The 23,934-nt window shown below is 67.2% G+C and carries 23 protein-coding genes and 1 tRNA gene; 15 read left to right on the forward strand and 9 right to left on the reverse strand.

Going from position 1 to position 23,934, the window contains the following annotated elements; all coding sequences use genetic code 11:
• Positions 1-117: 117 nt before the first annotated feature.
• Positions 118-193, forward strand: a tRNA-Ala gene (locus tag VGK20_08475).
• Between the two features lie 161 nt (positions 194-354).
• Here VGK20_08475 and VGK20_08480 read toward each other — a convergent pair.
• A complete protein-coding gene (locus VGK20_08480; GenBank protein ID HEY2774073.1) occupies positions 355-795 on the reverse strand; it encodes an SRPBCC family protein in 441 nt (146 codons plus the stop codon).
• 44 nt (positions 796-839) lie between these two features.
• Between VGK20_08480 and VGK20_08485 the strand changes: the two genes are divergently transcribed.
• Positions 840-1,793, forward strand: coding sequence for an NAD-dependent epimerase/dehydratase family protein (locus VGK20_08485; GenBank protein ID HEY2774074.1), 954 nt, complete (start codon positions 840-842; stop codon positions 1,791-1,793).
• On the forward strand, positions 1,774-2,895 hold the full coding sequence (gene mtnA, locus VGK20_08490) for an S-methyl-5-thioribose-1-phosphate isomerase (GenBank protein HEY2774075.1): 1,122 nt from the start codon (positions 1,774-1,776) through the stop codon (positions 2,893-2,895). The genes VGK20_08485 and mtnA overlap by 20 nt, the downstream gene beginning before the upstream one ends.
• On the opposite strand, the gene VGK20_08495 is transcribed toward mtnA, so the two are convergent.
• Both VGK20_08495 and nagZ read right to left on the reverse strand, forming a co-directional pair.
• A complete protein-coding gene (locus VGK20_08495) occupies positions 2,881-3,516 on the reverse strand; it encodes an SPOR domain-containing protein (GenBank protein HEY2774076.1) in 636 nt (211 codons plus the stop codon). The genes mtnA and VGK20_08495 overlap by 15 nt on opposite strands.
• A gap of 3 nt (positions 3,517-3,519) precedes the next feature.
• Positions 3,520-4,629, reverse strand: coding sequence for a beta-N-acetylhexosaminidase (gene nagZ / locus VGK20_08500; protein ID HEY2774077.1), 1,110 nt, complete (start codon positions 4,627-4,629; stop codon positions 3,520-3,522).
• Between the two features lie 266 nt (positions 4,630-4,895).
• On the opposite strand from nagZ, the gene VGK20_08505 reads away from it, so the two are divergent.
• The 5 genes from VGK20_08505 to smpB all read left to right on the forward strand — a co-directional run bounded on the left by VGK20_08505 (position 4,896) and on the right by smpB (position 8,555).
• Entirely contained in the window at positions 4,896-5,540 is a 645-nt protein-coding gene (locus VGK20_08505; GenBank protein ID HEY2774078.1) for a deoxynucleoside kinase, read from the forward strand.
• Between the two features lie 213 nt (positions 5,541-5,753).
• Positions 5,754-6,623 carry a 3-methyl-2-oxobutanoate hydroxymethyltransferase gene (gene panB, locus VGK20_08510; protein HEY2774079.1) on the forward strand — a complete coding sequence of 290 codons (870 nt, stop codon included), beginning with the start codon at positions 5,754-5,756 and terminating at the stop codon, positions 6,621-6,623.
• 24 nt (positions 6,624-6,647) lie between these two features.
• Positions 6,648-7,562, forward strand: coding sequence for a pantoate--beta-alanine ligase (gene panC, locus VGK20_08515; protein ID HEY2774080.1), 915 nt, complete (start codon positions 6,648-6,650; stop codon positions 7,560-7,562).
• A 19-nt stretch (positions 7,563-7,581) separates the two neighbouring features.
• On the forward strand, positions 7,582-7,983 hold the full coding sequence (panD, locus tag VGK20_08520) for an aspartate 1-decarboxylase (GenBank protein ID HEY2774081.1): 402 nt from the start codon (positions 7,582-7,584) through the stop codon (positions 7,981-7,983).
• A gap of 77 nt (positions 7,984-8,060) precedes the next feature.
• The gene (smpB, locus tag VGK20_08525) at positions 8,061-8,555 is read left to right on the forward strand and encodes an SsrA-binding protein SmpB (protein ID HEY2774082.1); all 495 of its coding nucleotides are present in this window, start codon (positions 8,061-8,063) and stop codon (positions 8,553-8,555) included.
• A 51-nt stretch (positions 8,556-8,606) separates the two neighbouring features.
• Here the strand turns inward: smpB and VGK20_08530 are convergent, their stop codons facing one another.
• Together VGK20_08530 and VGK20_08535 are read right to left on the reverse strand one after the other, a co-directional pair.
• Positions 8,607-10,469: a PAS domain S-box protein gene (locus VGK20_08530; protein HEY2774083.1), complete on the reverse strand. Its 1,863-nt coding sequence runs from the start codon at positions 10,467-10,469 to the stop codon at positions 8,607-8,609.
• 140 nt (positions 10,470-10,609) lie between these two features.
• On the reverse strand, positions 10,610-11,176 hold the full coding sequence (locus VGK20_08535; protein HEY2774084.1) for a tyrosine-protein phosphatase: 567 nt from the start codon (positions 11,174-11,176) through the stop codon (positions 10,610-10,612).
• A 249-nt stretch (positions 11,177-11,425) separates the two neighbouring features.
• On the opposite strand from VGK20_08535, the gene VGK20_08540 reads away from it, so the two are divergent.
• From VGK20_08540 to VGK20_08550, 3 genes are all read left to right on the forward strand, one after another.
• A complete protein-coding gene (locus tag VGK20_08540) occupies positions 11,426-12,931 on the forward strand; it encodes an aldehyde dehydrogenase family protein (protein HEY2774085.1) in 1,506 nt (501 codons plus the stop codon).
• Positions 12,932-12,934: 3 nt separating this feature from the next.
• Positions 12,935-13,282 (forward strand): DUF779 domain-containing protein, encoded by a 348-nt coding sequence (locus tag VGK20_08545; protein ID HEY2774086.1) that lies wholly within the window; start codon positions 12,935-12,937, stop codon positions 13,280-13,282.
• A 229-nt stretch (positions 13,283-13,511) separates the two neighbouring features.
• Positions 13,512-13,784 (forward strand): hypothetical protein, encoded by a 273-nt coding sequence (locus VGK20_08550; GenBank protein ID HEY2774087.1) that lies wholly within the window; start codon positions 13,512-13,514, stop codon positions 13,782-13,784.
• Between the two features lie 714 nt (positions 13,785-14,498).
• Here VGK20_08550 and VGK20_08555 read toward each other — a convergent pair.
• Complete coding sequence (locus VGK20_08555; GenBank protein HEY2774088.1) at positions 14,499-15,560, reverse strand: patatin-like phospholipase family protein; 1,062 nt, start codon at positions 15,558-15,560, stop codon at positions 14,499-14,501.
• A 228-nt stretch (positions 15,561-15,788) separates the two neighbouring features.
• Between VGK20_08555 and VGK20_08560 the strand changes: the two genes are divergently transcribed.
• Together VGK20_08560 and VGK20_08565 are read left to right on the forward strand one after the other, a co-directional pair.
• Entirely contained in the window at positions 15,789-15,992 is a 204-nt protein-coding gene (locus tag VGK20_08560; protein HEY2774089.1) for a hypothetical protein, read from the forward strand.
• Complete coding sequence (locus VGK20_08565) at positions 15,989-16,981, forward strand: hypothetical protein (protein ID HEY2774090.1); 993 nt, start codon at positions 15,989-15,991, stop codon at positions 16,979-16,981. The genes VGK20_08560 and VGK20_08565 overlap by 4 nt, the downstream gene beginning before the upstream one ends.
• Before the next feature lie 29 nt (positions 16,982-17,010).
• Here the strand turns inward: VGK20_08565 and VGK20_08570 are convergent, their stop codons facing one another.
• Together VGK20_08570 and VGK20_08575 are read right to left on the reverse strand one after the other, a co-directional pair.
• The gene (locus VGK20_08570) at positions 17,011-18,075 is read right to left on the reverse strand and encodes a hypothetical protein (protein ID HEY2774091.1); all 1,065 of its coding nucleotides are present in this window, start codon (positions 18,073-18,075) and stop codon (positions 17,011-17,013) included.
• A 32-nt stretch (positions 18,076-18,107) separates the two neighbouring features.
• A complete protein-coding gene (locus tag VGK20_08575; protein HEY2774092.1) occupies positions 18,108-19,022 on the reverse strand; it encodes a hydrogen peroxide-inducible genes activator in 915 nt (304 codons plus the stop codon).
• Positions 19,023-19,140: 118 nt separating this feature from the next.
• Between VGK20_08575 and VGK20_08580 the strand changes: the two genes are divergently transcribed.
• Together VGK20_08580 and VGK20_08585 are read left to right on the forward strand one after the other, a co-directional pair.
• The gene (locus tag VGK20_08580; GenBank protein HEY2774093.1) at positions 19,141-19,875 is read left to right on the forward strand and encodes a glutathione peroxidase; all 735 of its coding nucleotides are present in this window, start codon (positions 19,141-19,143) and stop codon (positions 19,873-19,875) included.
• Between the two features lie 300 nt (positions 19,876-20,175).
• Entirely contained in the window at positions 20,176-22,017 is a 1,842-nt protein-coding gene (locus VGK20_08585) for a C1 family peptidase (GenBank protein HEY2774094.1), read from the forward strand.
• Between the two features lie 158 nt (positions 22,018-22,175).
• Here the strand turns inward: VGK20_08585 and VGK20_08590 are convergent, their stop codons facing one another.
• Positions 22,176-23,828 (reverse strand): hypothetical protein, encoded by a 1,653-nt coding sequence (locus VGK20_08590; protein HEY2774095.1) that lies wholly within the window; start codon positions 23,826-23,828, stop codon positions 22,176-22,178.
• Positions 23,829-23,934 lie beyond the last annotated feature (106 nt).

The raw sequence follows: 23,934 nt of genomic DNA on the forward strand, positions 1-23,934 counted from the left end.
CCGGACAGTCCACGCACTTTGCAGGCCGGCAACGGCTGCTCCCGTGGCCTGCAGGCGGCCACTTCGCCGGTTGTTCCCCGCAGCGATCCCGTCTAGGATCCCGGCCTCCGCGCTCACGGGGACGTAGCTCAGCTGGGAGAGCGCCTGAATGGCATTCAGGAGGTCGGCGGTTCGATCCCGCTCGTCTCCACCAATAATCACTGCTGCGCGGACTGCGCCGGCTGCCGAAAGGCCGCCGGCGTTTCTTTTTTTGCGGGAGCGCTGCGTCGCATCCTGTGGCCGCAGTCACCGATCGCGGGCGATGTTCGCGCCGGCCCTGCGCGAGCGATCGCAGTTCTGCGAAACAGGATCTCGTCAGGCCTCGGCGCGCGCCTCGGCGGCAGCCTTCAGCTCGCGCACCGAATCGGCGACCGCCGAGCTTTCGAAGGCCCGCCGCACGATGCCGGGCACCCACATCCCGACGTCGATGGCCTGGGTGCAGGTGGCCTCGGTAAGGCCGGGCTCGAGCTCGATCAGCTCGTAGCGCCCCTCGATGGCCTTCAAGTCGCCGCCGGTCATTTTCCACACGAGCTCGCCGGGGCGGCGGCCCTCGTAGGCCAGCGTGTAGGTGATGGTTTTCAGGACCGCATCCAGCTCGAAACGCACCCGCCACTTTCCGGCTGCCGCATCGGCTTCTTCGATCTTCGCGGCGCGGATCACGCGGAACCAGGACGGGTACTCGGCAAAGTCGACGAGCGTGTCGAAGCACAGCTCGATCGGCGCGCGGATCACCTCGGTGTGTGACCTGGATTCCACGGGCCGCGAGGCTACGGATCCGCTGTCGACTTGTCAAAGAAGCTGTGGCGCTATGCGAGCGCGTGGCCGGCGGCGAAGCGAAAGACTCGGTGCTCGTCATCGGGCGCGGCCCTCTTGCCGATGACGTCGCCCGCGCGCTGGCGTCGCCCGAGCGCCGCATTGCGATCGTAGGCATCGGCGCGCCGCGCGCAGCGAGCACCGCGATGCGCATCGATCCGTCGTCGGCGATTGCCTCGCGCGAGCTTGCCGCGATCGTCGCCGAGACGAAACCCGATACGCTGGTCGTGCTCGCCCTTTCGGAATCGGCGCGCACGCCGGAGCAGCCATGGCTGTCGGACCCGTCGATCGCCTCGATGGTGACCTCGGCGCTGGACCGCTGTCTCCAGCACGGCAGCGCCGTTCCTGCGCTTCTCCTGCTGTCGTCGACCGCGGTCTACGGCGTTGCACAGGGATCGCCGCTGGTCTTCGATGAGCGACACGCGCTGCCGCGCCAGAACGTGTTCGAATCGGCGCTCGCACGCTGGGCCCAGGGGCTTCGTGCAGCCGAAAAAGCGCTGGTCCTTTGGGCAGTGACCAACGGGCAGCGAGTCGGGGTGCTGCGCTGCGCGAGCGTTTTTGGCGGACCGATGGACAGCCCTCTCGGAGCGTACGTGGCTGCACGCACCGCCATCCGCGTGCTCGGCTTCGACCCGCCGTGCCAGGTGGTGCACTACGACGATCTCGTGCGTGCGATCGTGCTCGCGGTCGACGCTCGCTGCGCCGAAGTGCTCAACATCGTCGGGAACGAGGTCGTTCCGCTGTCGCGGCTGCTCGCGCTCGCCGGAGTGCTCGCGATTCCGGTACCGGGGCCGCTGGCGGGATGGATGGTGACCGGCACGTTCGACGAGGCGCACCTTCGCTGGAGGAATCTCGCCGACGGAAGTCGTGCGACGGTATTGCTCGGATTTCGCGCCGAGCGAACGATCGAGGAGTGTTTCGGTGGCCAGATCTCCCGGTAGTGCGTCGGTCGAGCCCATTCGCTGGAAAGCGGGAAGGCTTTCTCTTCTCGACCAGCGAAAGCTTCCCGATCGCGAAGTGTGGCTGAGGCTCGAAGGAGCGGCCGACACGGCAGCGGCGATTCGCGACATGGTCGTGCGCGGTGCGCCTGCAATCGGCGTGACGGCTGCTTTCGGACTCGCCCTTGCGGCGCGGCGTTTTCGCGAGGGCCGCATCGTCGAGGATTTCGAACGCGCTGCTGCGACGTTGCAGGCCGCGAGACCGACGGCGGTAAACCTTGCGTGGGCCATCGATCGCCAGCGCACTGCCCTGCTGGCGGCGGGCCACGACGGTCGCAGCGCGTCGCGCGCCGAAGCGGCCAGGGTGCTTCGCGCGACCGCCGAGACGATGTACGCCGAAGACGTCGCGGCCAATCGCGCGCTCGGAAAGGCCGGCGCTCCGCTGCTTCGCGGCGACGTGCTCACGCACTGCAACGCCGGCGCGCTGGCGACGGCCGGCTATGGCACCGCGCTGGGCGTGATCCGCGCGGCGTGGGAAAGCGGGCGCCGATTTCGCGTCTATGCCACCGAAACGCGGCCTTTCCTGCAGGGTGCCCGCCTGACGTCGTGGGAGCTGGTCAAGCTGGGGATTCCCGTCACGCTGGTCACCGACGGAATGGTCGGTGCGCTGATGTCGGCCGGCAAGATCGGCTCGGTCGTCGTCGGCACCGATCGCACGGCGGCCAACGGCGACGTTGCCAACAAGGTCGGCACTTACCAGATCGCCGTGCTTGCGCATCGCCACCGCGTTCCGTTCTTTGTCGCCGCTCCGACGTCGTCGATCGATCTCGACTGCGCCAGCGGCAAGCTCATCCCGATCGAACAACGAGGGGAGCGCGAAGTGACCCACATCGGCGACCGGCGCATTGCCGCGCGCGGAGTGTCGGTGTTCCATCCCGCGTTCGACGTGACGCCGGCCGAGCTCGTCAGCGCGTTTTTCACGGAAAGCGGCGTGGTGCGCGGCAACTACGAAAAAGGCCTGGCCAAGGCCGTGCGGAGCGCACGCAAAGCGAGAGGCGCCAAGCAGGATTCGCGCGCGAAAGGCCGCCGCTCAGTTGTCCGCTGACGGCAGCGCGACCTCGAAGGCCGGATGCCCGGCTGCGACCAGTTTTTTTCTTACCTCGTCGAGAGCCGGCCCGTGCGCAAGGCGTCCGACGTTGACGCGATAGAGCGACTCGCCACCCGACTGGATCTCGACCACGGCGACGTCGGCGAAGCTCGCCGACAAGAGCTCGTCACGCAGCGACGTTGCGCTTTTCTTCTGGCGAAACGCCGCGACCTGCAGCGTGTGCAGCGGCCCCGCGGATGCAGCGGACGAAGCGGAAGCGGAAGCAGCGGAAGCAGACCCGGCAGAAGCGGCCGGCGACGCCACGGCAGTGCCCGGCGAAGCGGAACTGCCCGCGTGCGCCGAAGAGTCCGCTGCCGCGCCGGAACTAGCCGCCGAATCCGGCGCCGCCGTACCACGAGCGGAATCGTCGCTTACCTTCCCGACGGCTGCCCTCGTCGCCGTCGTGCTCGAGTCATCCGGCACTTCCGTCGCTGCGCCCGTCCCACCGCGTTTGGGCGGCGTGATCGTGACTTCGTAACGCTGGGCACCGGTGGATTCGTCCGCGCGCGCAACGGCTGCTGCACCGAGCAGCAGGAATCCGGCGGCTGCAGCCCGTGCAGCGGTGCGAACGATCGTCACTGCTCAGGCCTTGGCCGCCGCAGCCTGCGGCAGCTCGCGAAGCCGTTCGCACAGTGCGAGGTGCTCGGGCGCGCCGATCGAGTGCTCCGGAACCGGAACGCGTCCGAGCCGGCGGACCTTGTCGAGGATCCGGTCGCGGCGGCGCGTGATGGTCGCCAGCATCACCGGCGTAATTTCCGCATTCTCGATTGCGGCGCGGAGCGCCTCGTGAGCCTCGCGGATCAGCGACGGAGTCGCGCACACGAGGCAGCCGTCGCAGCCTGCGAGGATCGACAGCACGGCGGCGCGGCCGACACTGTAGTGCGATGCGATCGCCTTCATCTCGAGATCGTCGGAGACCACGTAGCCGTCGAAGCCGAGCTCGCGCCGCAGGCAACCGTCGATGGCGAGAGGGCTCAGCGTGGCCGGCCTGTCTCGATCGAGCGCTTCGCAGACGACGTGCGCAGTCATGATCATCGGCACGCCCTGCGAGATCGCGCGCGCGAAAGGACGGAACTCGAGGCTGCGAAGACGGTCAGTGCCGTGCGTCGAAGCCGGCAGCACCGGCAGCTCGAGGTGCGAATCGACCGCGGTGTCGCCGTGGCCGGGAAAATGCTTGCCGCACGAAAGAATGCCGCCTTCGACGAGGCCCTGCATGTACGGCAGCGCGTTGTGGATCACTTCTTCGGGCGTAGTGCCGAACGCGCGGTCGCCGATCACCGGATTGGCCGGATTGGTGTGCACGTCGAGCACCGGCGAGAACGTCAGGTTGAAGCCCGCATCGCGAAGCTCGCGGGCATGGGCAACCGCGACTTCCCTGAGCAGGCCGGGCGAGCCGTTGCGCGCCATCACGAGCGACGGCGGAAAATGCGTGAAGTCGGACGGCATCCGGTGCACGCGGCCGCCCTCATGATCGATCGCGATGAGGAGGTCGGGCCGCTCGCGGCGAAGCGCGGAGGTCAGCTCGCGGAGCTGGGAGACGCTCGTGATGTTGCGCCGGAACAGGATGACGCCGAGGGGGCGGACCTCGGCCATGAGCGAGGCAGCCTCCGCGTCCAGAGTCGGGCCAGGAAGGCCGATGATCAGCAGGTCGCCCGCCGAAATTCCCGCTTTTGCCGCCGCCGCCTTGGCCACCCTGCCACCCCCGCCGTCCGGATCGACGCAGGGTAGCACGGCGCCCGCCAACGGTCAGGAATCGGCGCACGTTCACGGCCTTCGCAGGCCGGACAGAGCCGCCTTGGACTCGGCATGAACCCGGCACGGAACCGGGCACAGACCCGGACGCAGGGCCTTTGGACCTTTTGCCAACTGCGTGGTAGGCGGGCGCGGCGCAGGCAGCGGAAGCGGGTCCGGGGGCGACGACGGCCCCGGCGACGCACGGCGGCGTGCAAGAAGGGCGAGTGCCGCAGGAAGCCCGCTATATTACGGTCGAGGGCGCGATCGGAGTCGGAAAGTCCTCGCTGGCGCGGCTTCTGGCCAAGCACTACGGCGCCCGGCTCGTCGGGGAACCCGTCGAGGAGAACCCGTTTCTCCCGCGGTTTTACGAGGAGCCCGAGCGCTACGCGCTGACGGCGCAGCTTTCGTTCCTGGTGGAACGCTACCGCCAGCAGCAGGAGCTGGTCCAGATGGACCTGTTCGAGCAGTCGGTGGTCAGCGACTACCTTTTCGCGAAGGACAGAATCTTCGCGGGATTGACGCTGGGGACCGACGAGCTGGCCCTGTACGAGAGGATCTACGGGCTGCTCGATGCCAGGATCCGAAAGCCGGACCTCGTGATTTTCCTCGATGCGGAAATCGAAGTCCTGCTTAGAAGGTTGAAGAAGAGAGACCGGCCGTACGAGCGCAAGATCGGCCGGGCGTACATCGAGAAGGTCGCGGAAGCCTACAGGAGGTTCTTCCACGGCTACAGGGACACCCCGCTTCTCATCGTCAGTTGCTCGGACATCGACTTCGTCGAGAATGGCGGCCACCTGGTCGACCTTGTCCGGGAGATCGGATCGATGGGACAGGGAGTCCAGGTTTACGTGCCGCTTGGATCCGGTTGAGCATCGCCAGGACGGCGATGCCTGCAGAGAGGCCCGGCCCCCGGGAAAGTCGAGAGTCGCCGTTGTGGCGATGCTTGCTGAGGGGATTCCGGACCGCTCAGGACCGAGACGGAGGTCGAAGGTGAACCGGCGACGAAGGCGCAGCGCCTGCAGGTGCGCGCCGAAGGCTCGCCGCAGCTACCGACACTCCTTCTCGCTTCGGGAGGTTTCAAAGTGTCGACGTCGGCTGCTGGCTTCGAACATTCCAAGGTAACGGTACCCGCGGTCCTGGCCTCCAAGGGCGAGCGCAAGCTCGCGATGGTGACGGCCTACGACTGCACGTTTGCGCGCCTGGCCGACCGGGCCGGCGCCGACCTTCTGCTGGTCGGCGACTCGCTCGGCATGGTCGTGCAGGGCCGGGCGAACACGCTCGGGGTGACGATGGACCACATGGTCTATCACTCCTCGATGGTCGCCAGGGGCAGCACGCGCTCGCTCGTCGTCACGGACCTTCCGTTCCTGTCGTACCAGGTCTCGGTCGCCGACGCGGTCGCCAATGCCGGTCGCCTCGTCAAGGAAGGCGGAGCCGAAGCGGTCAAGCTCGAAGGCGGAGCGCCGATGGCCGACGTCGTGCGCCGCCTTTGCGACATCGACATTCCGGTGATGGGACACATCGGACTGACGCCTCAGTCGGTGCATCGCATGGGCGGCCACAAGGTGCAGGGCCGCCGCGGCGGTCACGCTGCAGGTGGCCGCGACCGCCTGCTCGAAGACGCGCAGATCCTCGAAGAAGCCGGCGCGTTCGCGATCGTTCTCGAAGGAATGCCTGCCGACCTGGCTGCGCAGATCACTGCGAGCGTTGCGATTCCGACCATCGGCATCGGTGCAGGTGCCGGCTGCGACGGCCAGGTGCTCGTGATGCACGACCTGCTCGGCCTCGAAGAGCGGCTCGCGCCGAAGTTCGTCAAACGCTACGGCGATCTCGCCGGCGCGGCCGTCGAGGCTTTTTCGCAGTACGTCGGCGAAGTGCGAAGCGGTGCGTTCCCGACGACCGCCCACTCGTTCTCGTCGCCGCGCGCCGTGACGCTGGTACGGGAAGCCTGAGCGCAGCGAGCGGGGAGCGACGCGATGAAGATCGTGCAGTCGGCCGCCAAGATGCAGGAGCTCGCCGCGCAGGCGCGTGCGGGCTCGCTTCGCATCGGCTTCGTGCCGACGATGGGCTACCTGCACGACGGACACGTCGCGCTGGTGCGCAAGGCGCGGGAGCTGGCCGATCTCGTCGTCGTTTCGATCTTCGTCAACCCGACGCAGTTCAACAACGCCGAGGACTTCGAGAACTACCCGCGCGACGACAAGACCGACGCGGCGATGCTCGAAGAGGAAGGCGTGGACGTGCTGTTCCTGCCGACGCGCGACGAGATCTATCCGAGTGGTGCGGCGACGCGCGTGAGCGTATCGGGTCTTACCGACGGCCTTTGCGGGGCGCATCGTCCCGGCCACTTCGACGGCGTGGCCACCGTGGTCGCCGCGCTGCTGAACATCGTGCAGCCGCACGTGGCCGTGTTCGGCCGCAAGGACTTCCAGCAGCTGCGCATGGTGCGTCGCATGGTGCGGGACCTGCATCTGCCTGTGCGCATCGTCGACGGTGACACCGTGCGCGAGCGCGACGGGCTGGCGATGAGCTCGCGCAACGCACGCCTTTCGCCTGCCGAGCGTGCGATGGCGCCTGTCGTTCACCGCGCCATCGTTTCGGCCGCGGCTGCTTACGCAGCCGGCGAGCGTGACTCCGCGGCGCTCGTTGCCGAGGCGCGGCGCGTGCTCGAGGGCTGCAGCGCCCTCGAGGTCGAGTACCTCGAGCTGGTCGACCCCGAGACGGTGACGGCGGTGGCCAGCGTCGATGAGCGCTCGGTGCTCGCCGTTGCCGCGTGGCTCGGATCGGTGCGGCTGATCGACAACGAAACCCTTTCCGAATGTCCGGTCCGAGTCCTCGAACGGTCGTCGACCGGCGCTCCCGCTCCCGCGGGCAGCGCGGCGGCAAACTGAAATCCGGGAGACCCAAGCCATGCGCAAGATGCTTCGCGGAAAGATCCACAGGGCCACCATCACCGGCGCCGACCTTCATTACGAGGGCAGCGTGACGATCGACTCGGACCTCCTTCGCGGGGCCGGGATCATCGAGAACGAAGCGGTGGCAATCTGGAACGTCAACAACGGCGAGCGGTTCGAAACGTACGCGATCGAAGGGCAGCCAGGCTCCGGCGTCGTTTGCGTCAACGGCGCGGCGGCACACAAGGTGAACGTCGGCGACCTCATCATCATCGCGGCGTTCGGCTGGATGCCCGACGAAGAAGCGCTCCAATGGAAGCCGAACGTCGTATTCGTCGATTCGAAGAACCGTCCGATCGACCTTGGTCGCAAGCACGAAATCGGCGGCCAGGCCCTGCTGAAAAAGGTCTGGGGCTGATCGCCGTGAGCCGCAAAACGGCGAGCGGCAAGCATGCAGGCGCAGCAGCGAGCTTCGGCCTCCGCTGATGCACCATCATGGTTAAACCTGGCGCCGCGCGCGTAAAAGCCGCGAAAGAGGCGAGCGGGCGCGTCGCCGAGAACCGCAAGGTCTACCACAACTATTTCATCGAGGAGACGACGGAGGCCGGGCTCGTGCTGGCCGGCACCGAGGTGCGCTCCGCGCGCGACGGCGGAGTCAACCTGACCGATTCCTACGTGCGCATCGACAAGGGCGAAGCGTGGCTGATCGGATGCCGTTTCGCTCCGTATCCTCCCGCCGGTCAGAACAACCACGACCCCGACCGACCGAAGAAACTGTTGCTGCACCGCCGCCAGATCGATCGCCTGACGGGCCGCACCAAGCTCGAAGGCTTCGCGCTGGTCGTGACCAGGGTGTACTTCGACAAGACCGGTCGTCTCAAGGCCGAGCTCGGCCTGGCGCGCGGCAAGAAGCAGCACGACAAGCGCGCGAGTGAGCGTGACAAGGACGCCAAGCGCGAGATCGCGCGCGCGATGCGTCGCGGCCGCTGAACTGACTTCACGCGCCGATTTTCGAGATGCACCCGCTGGGCTGCAGATGTTTCAGGCGCCGGATTTTTGCGCCGCGCCCGCGGCTGGTCCGAGCGTGAACCAGAACGTCGAGCCCTTGCCGACCGATCCTTCGGCCCAGACTTTTCCACCGTGATGCCGGACGATGCGGCCTACCGTGGCCAATCCGATTCCGGTGCCCTCGAACTCATCGGTGCGGTGCAGCCTTTCGAAAGGACGGAACAGCTTCGACTTCTGTGACGCGTCGAAGCCAACGCCGTTGTCGCGAACGAAGAACGAGCCGTTGCCGTCGGCTCCGAGCTCGATGCGCGCCTGGCGGCAGGTGCGCGTGAATTTCCACGCGTTGGCCAGCAGGTTCTGGACGAGCAGCGACATCATTCCCGCGTCGGCCACCGCCTCCAGGTCTTCGCGGATCACGATTTCCACTTCGCGCGACGGATCGGAGTTCCGGAGGTCGGCGACGACGCCGCGCGCGATCTCCGAAAGATCCACTTCTGTTTCGTTGCGAGTCGCGCGCGCCAGGCGCGACAGCGACAGCAGGCCGTCGATGAGGCCGGCCATGCGCACCGACGATGCGCGGATGCGTTCGAGGTGGTCGCGCGAGGCCGGGCCGAGCGCCGCGCCGTCCTCTTCGAGCACCAGCTCGCTGTAGCCCGCCATCGCGCGCAGCGGCGAGCGCAGGTCGTGCGAGACCGAGTAGCTGAACGCCTCGAGCTCGTCGACCGCGCGCTCGAGCTCGGCGGTGCGCGCGCGCACTCGTTCTTCGAGCGCCGCGTTGAGCGTGCGGATCTCCTGCTCCGCGCGGCGGATCTCGGTCAGGTCGACCGTCGCCCCGATCAGGCGAAAGACGTTGCCGTCCTCGTCGAGCTCCGGACGTGCGGTCGAGCGCACGACGGCCACTTGTCCGGTGGCCAGGTTGGCCTGGCGGTACTCGACGACGATCTCGCCCGTGCCGCCGCGCTGGGTCGCCAGCGCCATCTCCTGCGCGACGCGTTCGCGATCCTCCGCAATGATGAAACTGAACCCTTCCTCGAGCGATATCTGGCGGCGACCGTCGCCGGCCGCTGCGCCTGCGCGCATGTCGTTGCTCACCCACATCGTCGCGTCGCGAAGATCGATCTCGAACGACACGACGCCGGCCGCACGCTGCGCCTCTTCCAGGCGAAGCTGGCTCAGCCGAAGCTCCGCTTCGCTCCGGCGCCTGCGCGTCACGTCGTGCACGATCGTCAGCATCAGCGGCCGGCCACCGAGCTCGATCAGGTAGCCGATGACTTCGACCTGGCGCTCGCTGCCGTCGGGGCGATGGAACGTGTACTCGGCAGGTCCGGGATCGACGCCCTGCTGCATCAGCCCGAGGTTCCGTGCCGCCTGCGCCATCCCTTCGTCGTCGAACAGGCCGCTCTCGAAAATGTGTCGGCCTTCGGCGGACTCGCGCGTCAGGCCGGCAATCTCGGCAGCGGCACGGTTCATGCGCTCGAGGCGACCCTCGAGGCTCAGCATGATGTAGCCGTCGGGCGCGTATTCGAACACTCTTTGCCAGAGCGTCTCGCTCTCCTGCAGCGCGCCTTCGCGTTCGGACGATTGCCGCATCGCGGTATCGGCGTCGGTCCAGAGCCGCCGCATCCCGATGATTCCGAGCAGCAGGAGCACCGAGGTCGTCGTCGCGAACGTTTCTTCCAGCAGCCGGATGTGCCCGGCGTCAGCGCCGTAGAGGATACCGCCGAGCGCGACGAGGCGGCGGGCGGCCATCAGCAGCAGCGCAGCGGCCAGCAGCAGCAGCGCAGCGGCCAGCAGCCACCACGCCACGCGGGTGCGCGGCGACCTCGGGGCATTCAGCGCGAGGAACGCGACGGCGATCTGGCACAAGGCCGAGAGCAGCAGCAGCGCGGCGGTCATGCTCTTGCGCCCCGGCTCGAGGCGTGTCGGGGGCGATCCTCCTTACTCCGCCGGCAGGCGGCAGGAAAGGGCAGGCGGGCGATAGCCGCCGGGGAGGCGGGCAGGGGAAGCGGGGAAGGCGGGAGAGCGGGGAAGGAGCGTCAGCGCGATTCGCGCCAGCGCAGGACGAACTTTTCTTCTGTCATCGTGCCGGGCGATTTGCGGGTGCGGAAGATCGGGTCGCCGGAGCGAAGCTGGCGCAACTGCTCGAGCGCCGACTTGCCCGTGGCGATGCCGTGCCTGGCAAGGTAGCACCCGATGACCACGCCGGTGCGCGCGTCGCCGTCGGAGCAGTGCACGAAAGTTGGGCTGTCGCGTCCTTCGATCTCCGCGTCGATCGCGTCCAGGATCAGCTCCATCGCCTGCTCGGTCAGCGTATTGGCGTCCTCGATCGTGTAGCGCTCGATCTCGACGACGATGCCGCGCGTCTCCCCGATCTTCTCGAGAGTGTCTTCGTACGGATGGAAGTGCGCGCCGGCCGAGCCGTCGAACGCTTCCTCCTCGCTCATCAGGTTGATGACCGAGCGGACGCCGCAGTCGAGCAGCGCCTGCATGCGCTGGTCGGTCGTCTTGGCGTCCTGGCCGCCTGGCCAGGCGCCGGCGAGCAGGGTGCCGGGAACTACCCAGTAGGTACCGGGGAAGGGCGTGGAACTGCGATCGTCGCTCACGGGAGGATGGAGGGGACGCGGCCTGCGTCCAAAGGGAAGATTCAGGGACTGATACGTTGTTACTTGGCCGCCCGGCCTACGTCAAGCCGGTTCGGCACGAACCCGCCGCCGGCCGCTTTTCTTGAACAGCCGGAGCGCGCGGATAAGCTCCGCCTCGAACGCAGCTCGCACCCCGACCCAGCCGCATCGCCGAGTCTTCCATCCATTGGCGACGCCGGCACGACGAGGACGTCACAAGGAGGAGAACCGATGAAGGATTACGGCCTTTTCATCAACGGCCAGTGGGAGTCCGCCAAGGGCGGCAAAACGGCTCCGTCGATCAATCCCGCCACCGAAGAAGCCTGGTGCAACGTCGCGGTCGCCGACCGTGAAGACGTCCGCAAGGCGGTCGCCGCCGCCAAGGCCGCGCACGACAGCGGAGTGTGGCGCAACAAGTCGCCGCAGGAGCGCGGCGAGATCATGCAGCGCGTCGCTGCCGCGATGTTCGAGCGCCAGGACGAGCTGGCCGCCGCCGAAGTGCAGGACGGAGGCGGCACGATGCGCAAGGCGATGAGCATGGACGTGCCCGGCGCCGCGCAGACGTTCTTCCATTTCGGCACCTACATTACCGGCGACGAGTACAAGACGATGCTGCAGGAGGAGTACGACGAGGTCGTACCGATCCCGAGCAGGAACCTCGTGGTGCGCGAGCCGATCGGCGTCTGCGCCGGCATTACGCCGTGGAACTTCCCGATGATCATGGGGGCGTGGAAGATCGCGCCGGCCATCGCGGCGGGCAACTGCGTCGTGATCAAGCCCGCTTCCGTGACGCCGGTCTCGACGCTGCTGCTCGGCGAGATCTGCACGCAGGCGGGCGTTCCTGCCGGAGTCGTCAACGTCATCTCAGGGCCCGGCGGCGCGGCCGGCGAGGAGCTGGCCACCCATCCCGACGTCAGCAAGGTCGCGTTCACCGGATCGACCGAAGTCGGCCGCCGCGTGATGCAGCTCGGCGCCGGCACGCTGAAAAAGGTGACGCTCGAGCTCGGCGGCAAGTCGCCGAACATCATCCTGCCGGATGCGAACCTCGACACGGCGGCGCTCGGCTCGCTGTTCGCGACGTTCATGCACCAGGGCCAGATCTGCGAGTCCGGCACGCGCATCCTCGTGCACGAGAAGATCCACGACGAATTCATGGAGAAGCTGCTGGCGGGAATGGGGCGCATCAAGATCGGCGACACCATGGACCCGACCGTCGGCATGGGCCCGCTCGTCAGCGCCTCGCAGCGCGAGACCGTCGAGAAGTACGTCGGGCTCGGGCACGAGCAGGGCGCCCGTTGCGTGGCGGGCGGCAAGCGTCCGGACGGATTTGCCAAGGGCTATTACTACGAGCCGACCGTCTTCGACGACGTCGACAACAAGATGCGCATCGCGCAGGAAGAGATCTTCGGACCGGTGGTCTCGGTGATCCGTTACAAGGACGAGGAAGAGGCGATCCGCATTGCCAACGACTCGGTGTACGGGCTCGGCGGCGCGGTCTGGTCCGAGAACACCGACCACGCCGTTGCGGTGGCACGTCGCATCGATACCGGGACGGTGTGGATCAACGACTACCACATGATCAACCTGCGGTTCCCGTTCGGCGGCTATAAGCAGAGCGGCGTCGGGCGCGAGCTCGGCAAGTGGGGCCTGGCCGAGTACCACGAGGTCAAGCACATCCACGTCGGGCAGAGCACGCCGCCCGAAGGGAAGTTCTACTTCCAGATGCTGCTGAACTGAGCAGTGACCACGGTGCGGATCACGGCGGCGGCCTGCGCCGCGCTCGGGCGAGTGCGCCAGGAGCGCGGCGGGTCCGAGGAGCGCAGCGGGCCGCTGACGTTCACGATCGACGGCGGCTGCTGCGAAGGAGCCGCACCGCACCTGTTCGACGATGCGGTCATCACGTCGGCGGCCCTGCATGCCGGGGACGCCGACGGGGTGCCCGTCTACCTCCAGCCCGCGATGATCGAGCCCTACGCGGACGCAGACATCACGATCGACGTCATCGAAGACGCCATGTCGGAGTCGATGTCGCTCGAGACCGGGCTCGGCCTTCGTTTCGTGCTGCGCGAGAGCAAGGCGCAGCGCTGAACGCGGCGCAGCGCGCTGCCTGGGCAACTGCCCACACCTCTGGCGATGCGCGCGCGTTCGCACTCGATCCCGCGCCGAAAAAGCGCGCGGTGGCGACAAATGCGCGCATGATTGCACTCGGCGGAGCGCGGGCGGGGCCGGGTGATGCGCACGCATCTGCACTCGTTATCCTGTGGGTTCGGGCCGGCAGGTCTGCTTCCGGCATGCGCACGCGTTTGCACTCGGAATAGTGGAGGCGACGAGCCTCGATGCGCACGCATCTGCACTCGGGATCGCGGAAGCGATGAAGGTCGATGCGCACGCATCTGCACTCGGGATCGCGGAAGCGACGAAGGTCGATGCGCACGCATTTGCACTCGGGATCGCGGAAGCGACGAACACCGATGCGCGCACACTCGCACTCCCGATGGCGTCGGTGATGGACAGGGATGCGCACGCAGTTGCACTCGCAGTCGCGGAGACGACGACCGCCGATGCGCACACATTTGCACCCGCGGCTTGAGCGCGGCGGCGCGTCCCTGTGCGCACATCTGCACTCCGTGTTGAGGCATTCGCGAACGTCGATGCGCGCATGTTTGCACTCGTACTCTCGCGACATTTCTGCCTGTGAAACGCGTACGGTCAGGCCATGTCTTCGATCAGGATGCTCGGCGGCGTGCGCACTCGCACCGGGCTCCGCGGATTGGAGCCGGTTCGGCGCGCGATGGAGCGAGGCGCACGCCCGTCTGCCGGAACGGGGCTCCTGCAACTCGAGCGGCTTGTCCGCAGGGGGCGAGCGATCGCCAGAGGTGCGAAACCTCGCGCCATCCTCGGAATGAATGACTTCCATGGGGCGAACGGATAACGAAATTTGTGATCTTGCTCAATGACACGGGAGTCATAATTCCCCGCTGTCATCGAGCCGAGATGCGACGGATCCGGCGCACTGCCTCATTCCGCCGCGCTTCGAGACGCCGCGCTTCGAGACGCCGCGCTTCGGGCCGCCGCACTTCGAAACGCTGCGCTTCGAAACGCCCCGCTTCGAGACGCCGCGGTTCGAAACACCCCGCTTCGAGCCGCCGCGCTTTGAAGCGCCCCGCTCCGAGCCGCCGCGCTTCGAACCGCCTGCTTCGCGCCGAGCCTCTATCGCGAACGCCGCCCACCGCCATTTCACCTTGGCGCCTGAATCGGAACGCGTCCGCGCCCGTCGCGAATCTCGCCCGAGGGCGCGGGACCCTCAGCTCCAGAAAGGCTGCGCGACCTGCGCGAGGCGGTCGCCTTCAAGCAATTCCTCGAGCTCGTCGGCAAGCCGCCGGCACTGCTCGAGCGCCTGGTGCCAGGTGCGATGACGGTCCGCAGTCGAGTAGCGCACGAAGTCGTCGCGATCGGGCACCTTGCCGCCAGGCAGCGTCGCGACGAATTCCCGCGACGGCGCGACGAATACGGTGCGCGACAGCAGCGCGCCGCGCGGGCGTCTCCACGTCAGCGGCTTGTCGAACCAGCCGGGCACGATGCGGTCGAAGAAGTGCGGATACAGCACGAGGCCGGGCGGAGCGTCGAAGTCCATCGCGAAGTGGTAGTCCGTGATGCCGCCGTCGCGCAGCAGGCCGCGCGGCGCTCCGGCAACGTCGCGGATCGCTTCCATCACCAGCGGGATCGACCCGCTGGCCAGCGTGGCGTCCACGAAATTGGCGGTATCGAGCGCAACGTTCGTGGTCCTGACATCGGCGAACACGAAGGCCGGCTTCGGCGTCGAATGAAAAACGACGCGCTCGAAGAAGGCGCCGAGCAGGTTGCGGGACATCGCATTGGCCGTCGCCGCAGCACCGAGCCCGAGCGCGAGCGGAACGCGAGAGTCCGTCGCGGCGACGCCGCGGCTGCGCACCGTGCCGACATGAAGACGAACGTGCGGATGCCCGAGAGCGGTCGAATGTCCGTCGCTTCCGAGCAGAGCCGACAGAATGCGCCGGCTCTCGGCAGTGACTTCGGCCGGCGTCGGTTTCTTCTCGTAGGCCTGCGCGACGTAAGCCTCTTCGAAACGTCCGAGAGCCGCGAGGGGGTCGGGGAGCGCGAGGCAGCTGTGTCGGAACGCACCGATCGACGTGCCGAATGCGTGAAGCGGGCTTTTGCGCGCTGCGACCAGGCGGCGCGCGAGCACCTGATCGATCGATGCGAGCACCAGCCATTTCGGCCCGCCGGAGGCGCCGAGCAGCACCGTGAACAGGTCCGCGCGAAAGCCTTCGCGGCGAATCGTCTCGAGAGCCTCGGGGCCGGCGCGAACGGTAAGGGCCTGCTGCATCGGTGCTTTGCCGGCCGCGGCTGCGCCGGTGGCGGGTCTTGTCCGTTCGACGCAAGGCCGAGTCAAAGGCCGGGCGGCGGCTCTCCGGAGGCGTGGAAACCTGCAGATTCGGCGGCCGGGCAGCATCGCAAGACAACTCGCAGTCCGCCCTGCGGCCGCGCTCGCCGCGCAAAGCTGCGACTATTCGCTCGATGCAGGAGTCTTTCACGGCATCTTCGTGAAGAATCGATGAACGGCCGCGACACCGTCCGCTCGCGCAACGACGACAGTATTTTCAGCTGCGATCGCACTCGCCGGATCGCGAACTCTGACGAAAGCATGAAGCCTTTCCTGCAGAAATCCGCACATTTCGCAGGGAAAAACGCATTTTTCTGCGTTCCGTCGATTCGCGCGCACGCGCGTACGCGATACGATGTCTTCATCCCCGGATGATTTCCGTTTCACGGACGAATCCTCTTCGCGTCGTAGGCGATGCCGGTCAAGGCACAGTCGCTTCGCCGACATTCGAGCCCTGCGCCATCGACCCTTCCTGCGCACGCTGCGGCAACGGCACAGAGACGCGCAATTCGCTCGACTGGTCCTTCGTCGATGCCGTCTACTGCATTTCCCTGATCGAGAGGCCGGACCGCCTCGAGCGCGCGAGCGCGGAGCTCCATCGCGTCGGGCTTTGCCGGCGCGCGCGCTTCTACAGGCCGGCCCGTCATCCTCGCGATCCGATCGCCGGCATCTGGGAGTCTCACCGCACGATCGCAATGGATGCGCTTTCGCGCGGCTTCGAGAAAATTCTCGTGCTCGAGGACGACGTGAAGTTCCGCCGCGGCCTGGATGCTGATCGTCTGCGCGACGTTGCGGCGACGCTCGCGTCGGCTCCCGACGGTTGGGACATTTTCTACCTCGGGCACTGGCCGATCCGCGTGCAGAGAATCGCCCGGCGCCTGCTGAGGACCCAGTCCGGCTGCACGCACGCCTACGTCGCGAGCGCTTCGGCGATGTCGTGGCTCGCCGCCAACGAGTACCGACGGTCCCAGGTGTCGCATCGCTGGTCGCGGATCATCGGCCGCGGCATCGACGCCGCATTCGCGTCGCGCCTCGCGACCTACGCCTATTTCCCGATGGTGGCCGTGCAGAACTCGAGCATCAGCGACCACACCGCGAAAGCCAAGGCGGGCCGTATTCGCAGGATGCACCATCTGTTCACGCGCACGCGCGCACGCGAGTACCTGTTGTCGCTGCTGATGGTTCCGAACGAAATGCGCGTCGTCGCGATCGCGGTTCTCGAAGAGTGGAAGACGAGAATTGCTTCGCTGCTGCGTCCGCAACAGCGCGGGGTCCCTGCTACCAGGTGCCCGGACCCCGAGCCCGGTGCGGTGGGAACGGTCATTTCACGGACGGAGGAGACCGCCGCCGCACCGGGTGCCTGACCCGATCTCCTGCGCGATCTCCTGCGCCGTCAGTGTTGCAGCGGCTGGAAGTATTCGATCGCGACGATTCCGCGGGCCCGCAACTGAGTCGGTTGCCCCTCTGTCCCACCTGTCATCTCGATGTCGGCTGCGGCGTCGCTCCACGTACGCTGCGGCTGCGTTCTCGTCTCCAGCAGCAGGCGGAACGCCAGCGGCACGGCATCCAAAGGATTGCTGCGCAGCAGCAGCGCGCCGGTACGAACGCGCAGGTTGCATCCGTTCGTGTGAATCACGAAGCCGCCGGGAAGCGGGTAGCCGCCGTTCGCGTCGGCAGTCGTGGACGGTCGTTCCTCGATCTCGAAATCGTTCGCGTCGGTAACGATGCTCCCGCTGCGCTCGACGACGAGGCGACGATGATGCGATCCGGCCGGCGTCGTCACGTCGAGGAGATACAGCGCAACATCTCCTGAGCGGCTGAGAATCTCGACGCGACGCTGGACGAGCGACGTTTCGGCCTCGCTCGCCCAGGAATGCGTCAGCGTCGCCGTGCCGCCGATCTCCGCGGGATCGCCCATGCCGGTCAGCCAGACCTTCGCCTTTGCGGGTACCTCGAGCGCGAGAAGATCGAGCGAAGGCTGCTCCGCGAACAACGAGTGCGACCAGCGCTGGGCGAGCTCCACGGAGACCTTGATCCCGTGCGAATTGCTGTCGATCGCAAGGCGTGGTGCGGCCGGATGCAGATCGAGGGAGGCCGACGCGATGTCGAGACGAAGCCCGTCGCTGCCGAGCTTCCAGTCGTCCTTGCGCTTGGCGTAGTGGAACTCCGTCACGTGTCCGTCGGGCGCGACGATTGCTCCGGTAGCGGCGGCGCTTCGATCGCCGAGGATCCCGTTGCGGATCTGGAAACGCGCGAAGATCCGGTAGCCGCCGTCGAGATCGGCAGTGAGATCCCAGTGCTCGCCGGCATCGGATCCGGGCAGCAGGCGCGCGGCAGGGTCCGCGGCTGCGCTCGGCGCAGCGCGCACGGGGTCGTCGCCGCGGGCGGGACTTGCTGCAGCCAGCAATGCGACGATTGCGAGTGATGCGCGAGCCAGCGGCGCCGCCAGCGCGTTCACGCTCCACCTTCCGGAACGCGCGCTGCGAACGTTCACGCGCGACCTTTCGCGAGGCTCTCGGCGAGCATTCGCATTTCGTTCCCACGCGAAGAGCCGCGCCTCCACGCAAGCCCGATGGTGCGTCCCGGTGCCGGTGCGCGAAACGGCCTTGCCATCAGGCCGGAATTGGCCGTCACCACGAACGGCACCGCGATCGACGGAAGCAGCGTGACTCCGTCGCCGCCGGCCACCATCTGCACGAGCGTTGCGAGGCTCGTTGCGCGAAAATCGGCATCCTCGGTGGCTCCCGAGCGGCCGCACACGGCCAGCACCTGTCCGCGAAGGCAGTGGCCATCCTCGAGAAGCAGCACTCGCTCTCCGTCGAGATCGTGCTCGGTCACCTGCTTCTTCTTCGCAAGCGGATGGCCCGACGGCATCGCGAGCAGGAACGCATCCTCGAACATCGCTACCGAGTCCACCGGGCCGAGCGTCGTGTCCAGCGCGAGAAGGGCGGCGTCGATCCTGCCGCGCGCGATCAGCGAGACGAGCACGTCGGTCTTGTCTTCACGCAGCATCAATCGAAGGCGCGGAAAGTCGCGCCGGACGGCGGCCAGCGACGAAGGGAGCAGATAGGGCGCGATCGTCGGGATGACCCCGAGCCGAAGCGGGCCAGACAGCGGCGTGCTCCGCTGGCGCGCCAGCTCGGCCATCTCGCGGGCACCGGCGAGCAGCACTCGCGCGCGCTCGACGATCTCCTCTCCGGCCGGCGTCACGACGACGCCGCGCCGGTCGCGCTCGAACAGGCGCAGGCCGAGCAGCTTCTCGACCTCCTGCACCTGGGCGCTGAGCCCCGGCTGGGAGACGTGGCAGGCCGCAGCGGCGCCACCGAAAGAGGCCTCGTCCGCGATGGCGACGACGTACTCGAGCTGTCGCAGCGTCGGCAACGGCAGGGCCCGCACGGTATTCATAGACAAAGACTATCCCAACTAGAAGAAAGATCAATTTGATCTATGAACATGGGCGGCGCAGAGTCGTCGCCTAAGGAGAAACGCGATGCATGCATCACCACCCAACGGAGGTCCCCGAGTGAAACCCGAAGGAACCCGGGTCCCCGACATTACGTTCCATACCCGTGAGGCCGGAGCCTGGAAGGACATCACCAGCCAGGAGTTGTTCGCCGGCAGGAAAGTCATCGTCTTCGCGCTGCCCGGTGCATTCACGCCCACGTGCTCGGCCAGCCATCTGCCGCGCTACGAAGAGCTGGCCGGCGAGTTCCGCAAGGCCGGCATCGACGAGATCGTCTGCATGTCGGTCAACGACTGCTTCGTGATGGAGGCGTGGCGCGAAAACCAGAATGCGAAAAATGTGCGCCTGATCCCCGACGGCAACGGCGAGTTCGCGCGTGCGATGGGAATGCTGACCGACAAGAGCCGGCTCGGTTTCGGCGACCGCTCGTGGCGTTACTCGATGCTGGTCGTCGATGGCGTGATCGAAAAGATGTTCGTCGAGCCCGACGTCGACGGAGACCCCTACGAGGTTTCCGATGCCGACACGATGCTCGCGTACGTTGCGCCTGGCCATCGCGCCGCACCGGACGTCGTGATCTTCACGCGCTCGGGCTGCGGTCACTGCGCGCGCGCAAAAAAGGCTCTCGAGGCGGCGTCCGTGCGGTACCGCGAGATCGAGATCGCGTCGATCGGCGGTATCGACGCCGTCCGCGCGATGACCGGGCGCGACACGGTGCCGCAGGTCTTCATCGGCGGCACCCACATCGGCAGCGCCGACGAGCTCGACAAGCATCTCGCACAAGACGCAGCGTGAGCGAATAGGGTCAGGCACCAGAGGAATAGGGTCAGGCACCAGAGGAAGGGGGTCAGGCACCAGGGGAATAGGGTCAGGCACCAGAGGAATAGGGTCAGGCACTATTCCTCTGGTGCCTGACCCCATTCTCGGGACGGGCGACTGGCCGAGCTGGCGGCGGAGCCGGGGCTGGGCCGAGGCGGGCCTCGGCATACGCGCTCCGGGTTCGAAAGTTCTGAATCCGTTACTGTCCGGGACCGACTCTGTGCTACGAGTTCGCTCACCGCGCTCCCGCCTTCGGGACGCGGCCCAGGGGAGATCATGAAAAACCTGACTCGTCAGCGAGTCCTGCTGCTGGCCTCGACGTTTGTCGTCCTCATGGGCTCGATCGCCCGCGCCGACATCGATTGGCGCAGCAAGGGCGCGGTAAGCGGCGTCCAGAATCAGGGATCGGGCTGCAACAACTCGTGGGCCTTCGCCGTCGCGGCACTGAGGGAATCGGCGGCCGCCATCCAGGGGGCGGGGCTGCACAAGATCTCCGAGCAGCAACTGCTGGACTGCGTCAGCGGCTGCACCAATCCGCCGACTCCAGGATCCTGCCCCGACGACTGCGCGCCGGTCACCTGCGCGCTCTCCTACGTCGCCTCCAACGATGCGTGCAGCGAGAGCTCGTATCCGTACACCGACACGGTCGGCACGTGCAACGAAGCCTGCACACCGGCCCTCACTCCCACCTTCACGGCCGTGAAGCTGCGAGGTGAAGGGGCGCTTGCAGGCGCCCTGAGCTACGCGCCCGTCATCGCCCGCCTCGAGATCGGCGTCAACGGTGTCGTGCTGCCGTCGTATCTCTCCTACCTCGGACCAGGAGCTTTCACCGCGCCGGCGACCGACTCGACGGTGGTGCAGTGGGTGGAAGTAGTCGGTTACACCGCGTCATTCTGGATCGTCAGGAATTCGATCGGGACAGGTTGGGGAAGCGGCGGCTACATGAGCCTTGCCCGCGGCGCCAACTACCTCGGCATCGGCAACAACGTCTATGAGCTGGTGCCCGGCCCGCGCACCGTCGGCGCATGCACCACCGGCTTCGAATCGTGCATCGAAGTGGACTCCGCTGCGTGCACGGCTGCCGGCGGGAGCTACGGCGGCGACGCGTCTTTCTGTGCTGCAACGTGCGACGTCGTCACCGATCCGTTGCTCCAGTACGGTGCCGACGTACCGAAGGAAGACCTCAGCAAGACTCCGATCGTGGGCAACGACTGGCCGAAGGACTGGGTCGTCACGATCGACGATACGAAAATCGACGACGGCGACCTCGACGATCCCGAGAACTACCTCGTCAAGGCGGGACAGGCCGTGCTGGTGACAGGCGACAGGGACGGCACGTTTTTGCCGAGCCAGCTGCGACGGTCGTACCTGCGCTATCCAGTTGTGCCCGCCAGGCAGGGATTCGGCGCGCAGCTCGCCGACGGCTCGTTCCCGAAGGCCGTCAAGCGCCTGCCGCGTTCCTGGCACCTGCAGAACACGTGGGGAACCATCGACCTGCTGTCGAAGAAGACGGCATCGATCCTCGTACCGGCATCCATCGGTGCGTCCGGAAGCTCTGCCGGCACTCCCACCGACGCGACGCACTACGTGTGCCATGCCGTCAAACCGGCAAAGAGCGACACCGCGCAGACACCCGGCGGCACCTTCCGCAAGGATCTGCAGGCCTTCTTCGTCGACACCTACTTTCGCGATTGCGCGTTGCTGAGCGACAGCAGCGGCCCGACCTTTGCCGGCACTGCGGTCGAGGGCAACTGCCTCTTCGACATCGGCAAGCCGAAGCTGCTGTGCAATCCGATGAACAAATCGGCGGTCGCGCCGCCGCGCGTCACCAGCGCCGTCATCCAGGGATCGACGGCGTCGGCCAAGGACAGCCTGTTGTGCTACGGCGTCAAGCTCGCATCGAAACTGACCAGCGCGAGCGCTGCTGCGCTGATCGGCCAGTCGGTGGGCGCAACGCTGACGCCGCCGCAGCCGGCGTTCGCGCCGAACAATCTTTCCAACACCCCCGTCGCGACTGCTCCGGCGAACCTGTTCCCGGCACCTGCAGTCATGGAGACGGTGGACCAGGGAACGATCTGCGTGCCGACGGCGGTTCTCGGCGTGCAGCTCGTTCCGTGAGCGCGCAGGCGGCGGCGTAGCTGCGTCAGCGCCGTCGACGACGGCCCGTCAGCGCGCGAACGTCGGCACGAACGCCGGCGCGTGAACGTGAGTGCTAACTTCCTTGCGTGAACGTCACCGGACGAACGTCAGCGCGCGAACGTCACCGCGCGCGAACGTCACCGCGCGAACGTCACCGCGACGTCGCCGTTCTCGCTGTCGAGCTTCTGCGTCAGCATGCGGTCGGCCGGGCCGCTCGACCAGAACACTCTCTCCAGCATCGCGGAGGTCGCGGCCAGCTCGATGTCGCGCTGGCGGTTGTGGGCCATCCACGTGGGGCCGGGCAGCGGGCAGATCGGCTCGCAGGCCGACGCGGTAGTGTCGAAACCGTCGGCCGCGCCGCCGAGGTAGCCGGGCGGAATGTCGACGGTGAGCGCGACCGGCCGCGGCGATCCGGGCGGAATCAGCGACGGGCAGGCAAGCGAGTCGTCGGCGTTGATGCTGTCGTTCTGGACGAAGTCGTTGGAGAAGCCGATGTGCAGGCCGCCGTCCAGCGAGACGAGGTACTTCTCCGGGTTCGCGTCGTTGTAGGCGGCGAGGTGGTTGCTGGTCGGAAGCGTCACGAGATCGGCCGTGCCCGACAGGATCATCAGCGGCGCGGTGCCGCCGGTGTAGAACTGGTGCTCGTACATGCATGCAAGCGGAGCGAGCGCGACGACCGCCTTGACGCGCGGATCGGCCAGCGTCGGATGATAGCCGGTGCCGATCACCGTGGCGCCGCCGAGCGAGTGGCCGACGATGCCGATGCGCGACGCATCGATCATTCCTTCGAAGAAGTTGCCGGGGGTCGTGCCGAGCGCGAGCATGCTGTCGATCACGAAGCTGACGTCGACGATCTGCTGGTCGAGGTCGAGCAGCGTCACTCCGCCGGGCGCGTTCAGGTTCGACAGCGGGAAATTCGGCGAAACGACGATCGCCCCGCGGCTGGCGAGATGCTTCATCAGGTCGGTCGAATCGCCGTTGAAGCCGCTGAAGCCGTGCGCGCGCACGACCAGCGGAAACGCCGTCACGTTGTCGACGACAGGGTAGTTGATGACGACGTCGAGCGTGCGAGTGGGCGCGCCGGCGTAGCTTCCGTTGGCAGGCGTGGAGCGCGTCGTATCGACGAACGTCAGCAGGCGCTGGCTGGTATGAAACGGTCCGAGGGCGGCAAAGTCGGCCGTCCCGAGATTGGCAAGATCGGCTTCGCCCTGGCGAAACGCCGCATCGACGGCCCCGCGGATGCTCAATGCATCGGCGCCGGCGGGGCAGGTGCCGCCCGCTTCGCTCTTGGTGACGGCCGCGGCGAGTTGCCCTGCGCACTTCGTCTCGTCGAGGAACAGAAGGTCTTTCGCGATCAGCTGCGTCTCGGCTTTTTCGATGCACGAGGCGAAATGGCCTGCGGCCTGCAGCTTTGCGGCAATGCACGCGAGCTGGTCGGGCGCTGCGCTGCCGATGCCGAGCAGCGTCTCGAGCGCGGAGGCGAGGTCGGCGCCGCGCGAGGCCAGCGTGCTCGCATCGCCAATGGTGCGGCAGTCGCCCGTGTAACGGTATTCGGCCGACGTGAATCCCTTCTGAAGGGAGCCGTCGCAGGTGGTGGAGTCGAAGGTGGTGCTCTTCAGCGTCGCGGACGCGAGGGCTTTCAGCAGGCAGGCCTGGTCTTTTCCCGTGGCCTTGTGCTTGGCGATCAGGCACGCCTGGGTGCCGGTTAGCGCTGCCGAAGCGGCCCAGGGCAGGGCGAGGATGACGGCGGCTGAGACCGAGGCGGCGCAGCGGAATCGGAGATGGTGCACGAGGGTCCCTCCCGGACTGACGTGTCGGCGTACAGTGCGGGTCGAAGCGTGTCGAGCCGGGGGCGCGGAGGGGCGGGCGGACGGCTGGTCCGGTGCGGGGTTGCCG

The sequence above is a fragment of the Candidatus Binatia bacterium genome, from assembly GCA_036493895.1.
Taxonomy (GTDB): domain Bacteria; phylum Desulfobacterota; class Binatia; order UBA1149; family CAITLU01; genus DATNBU01.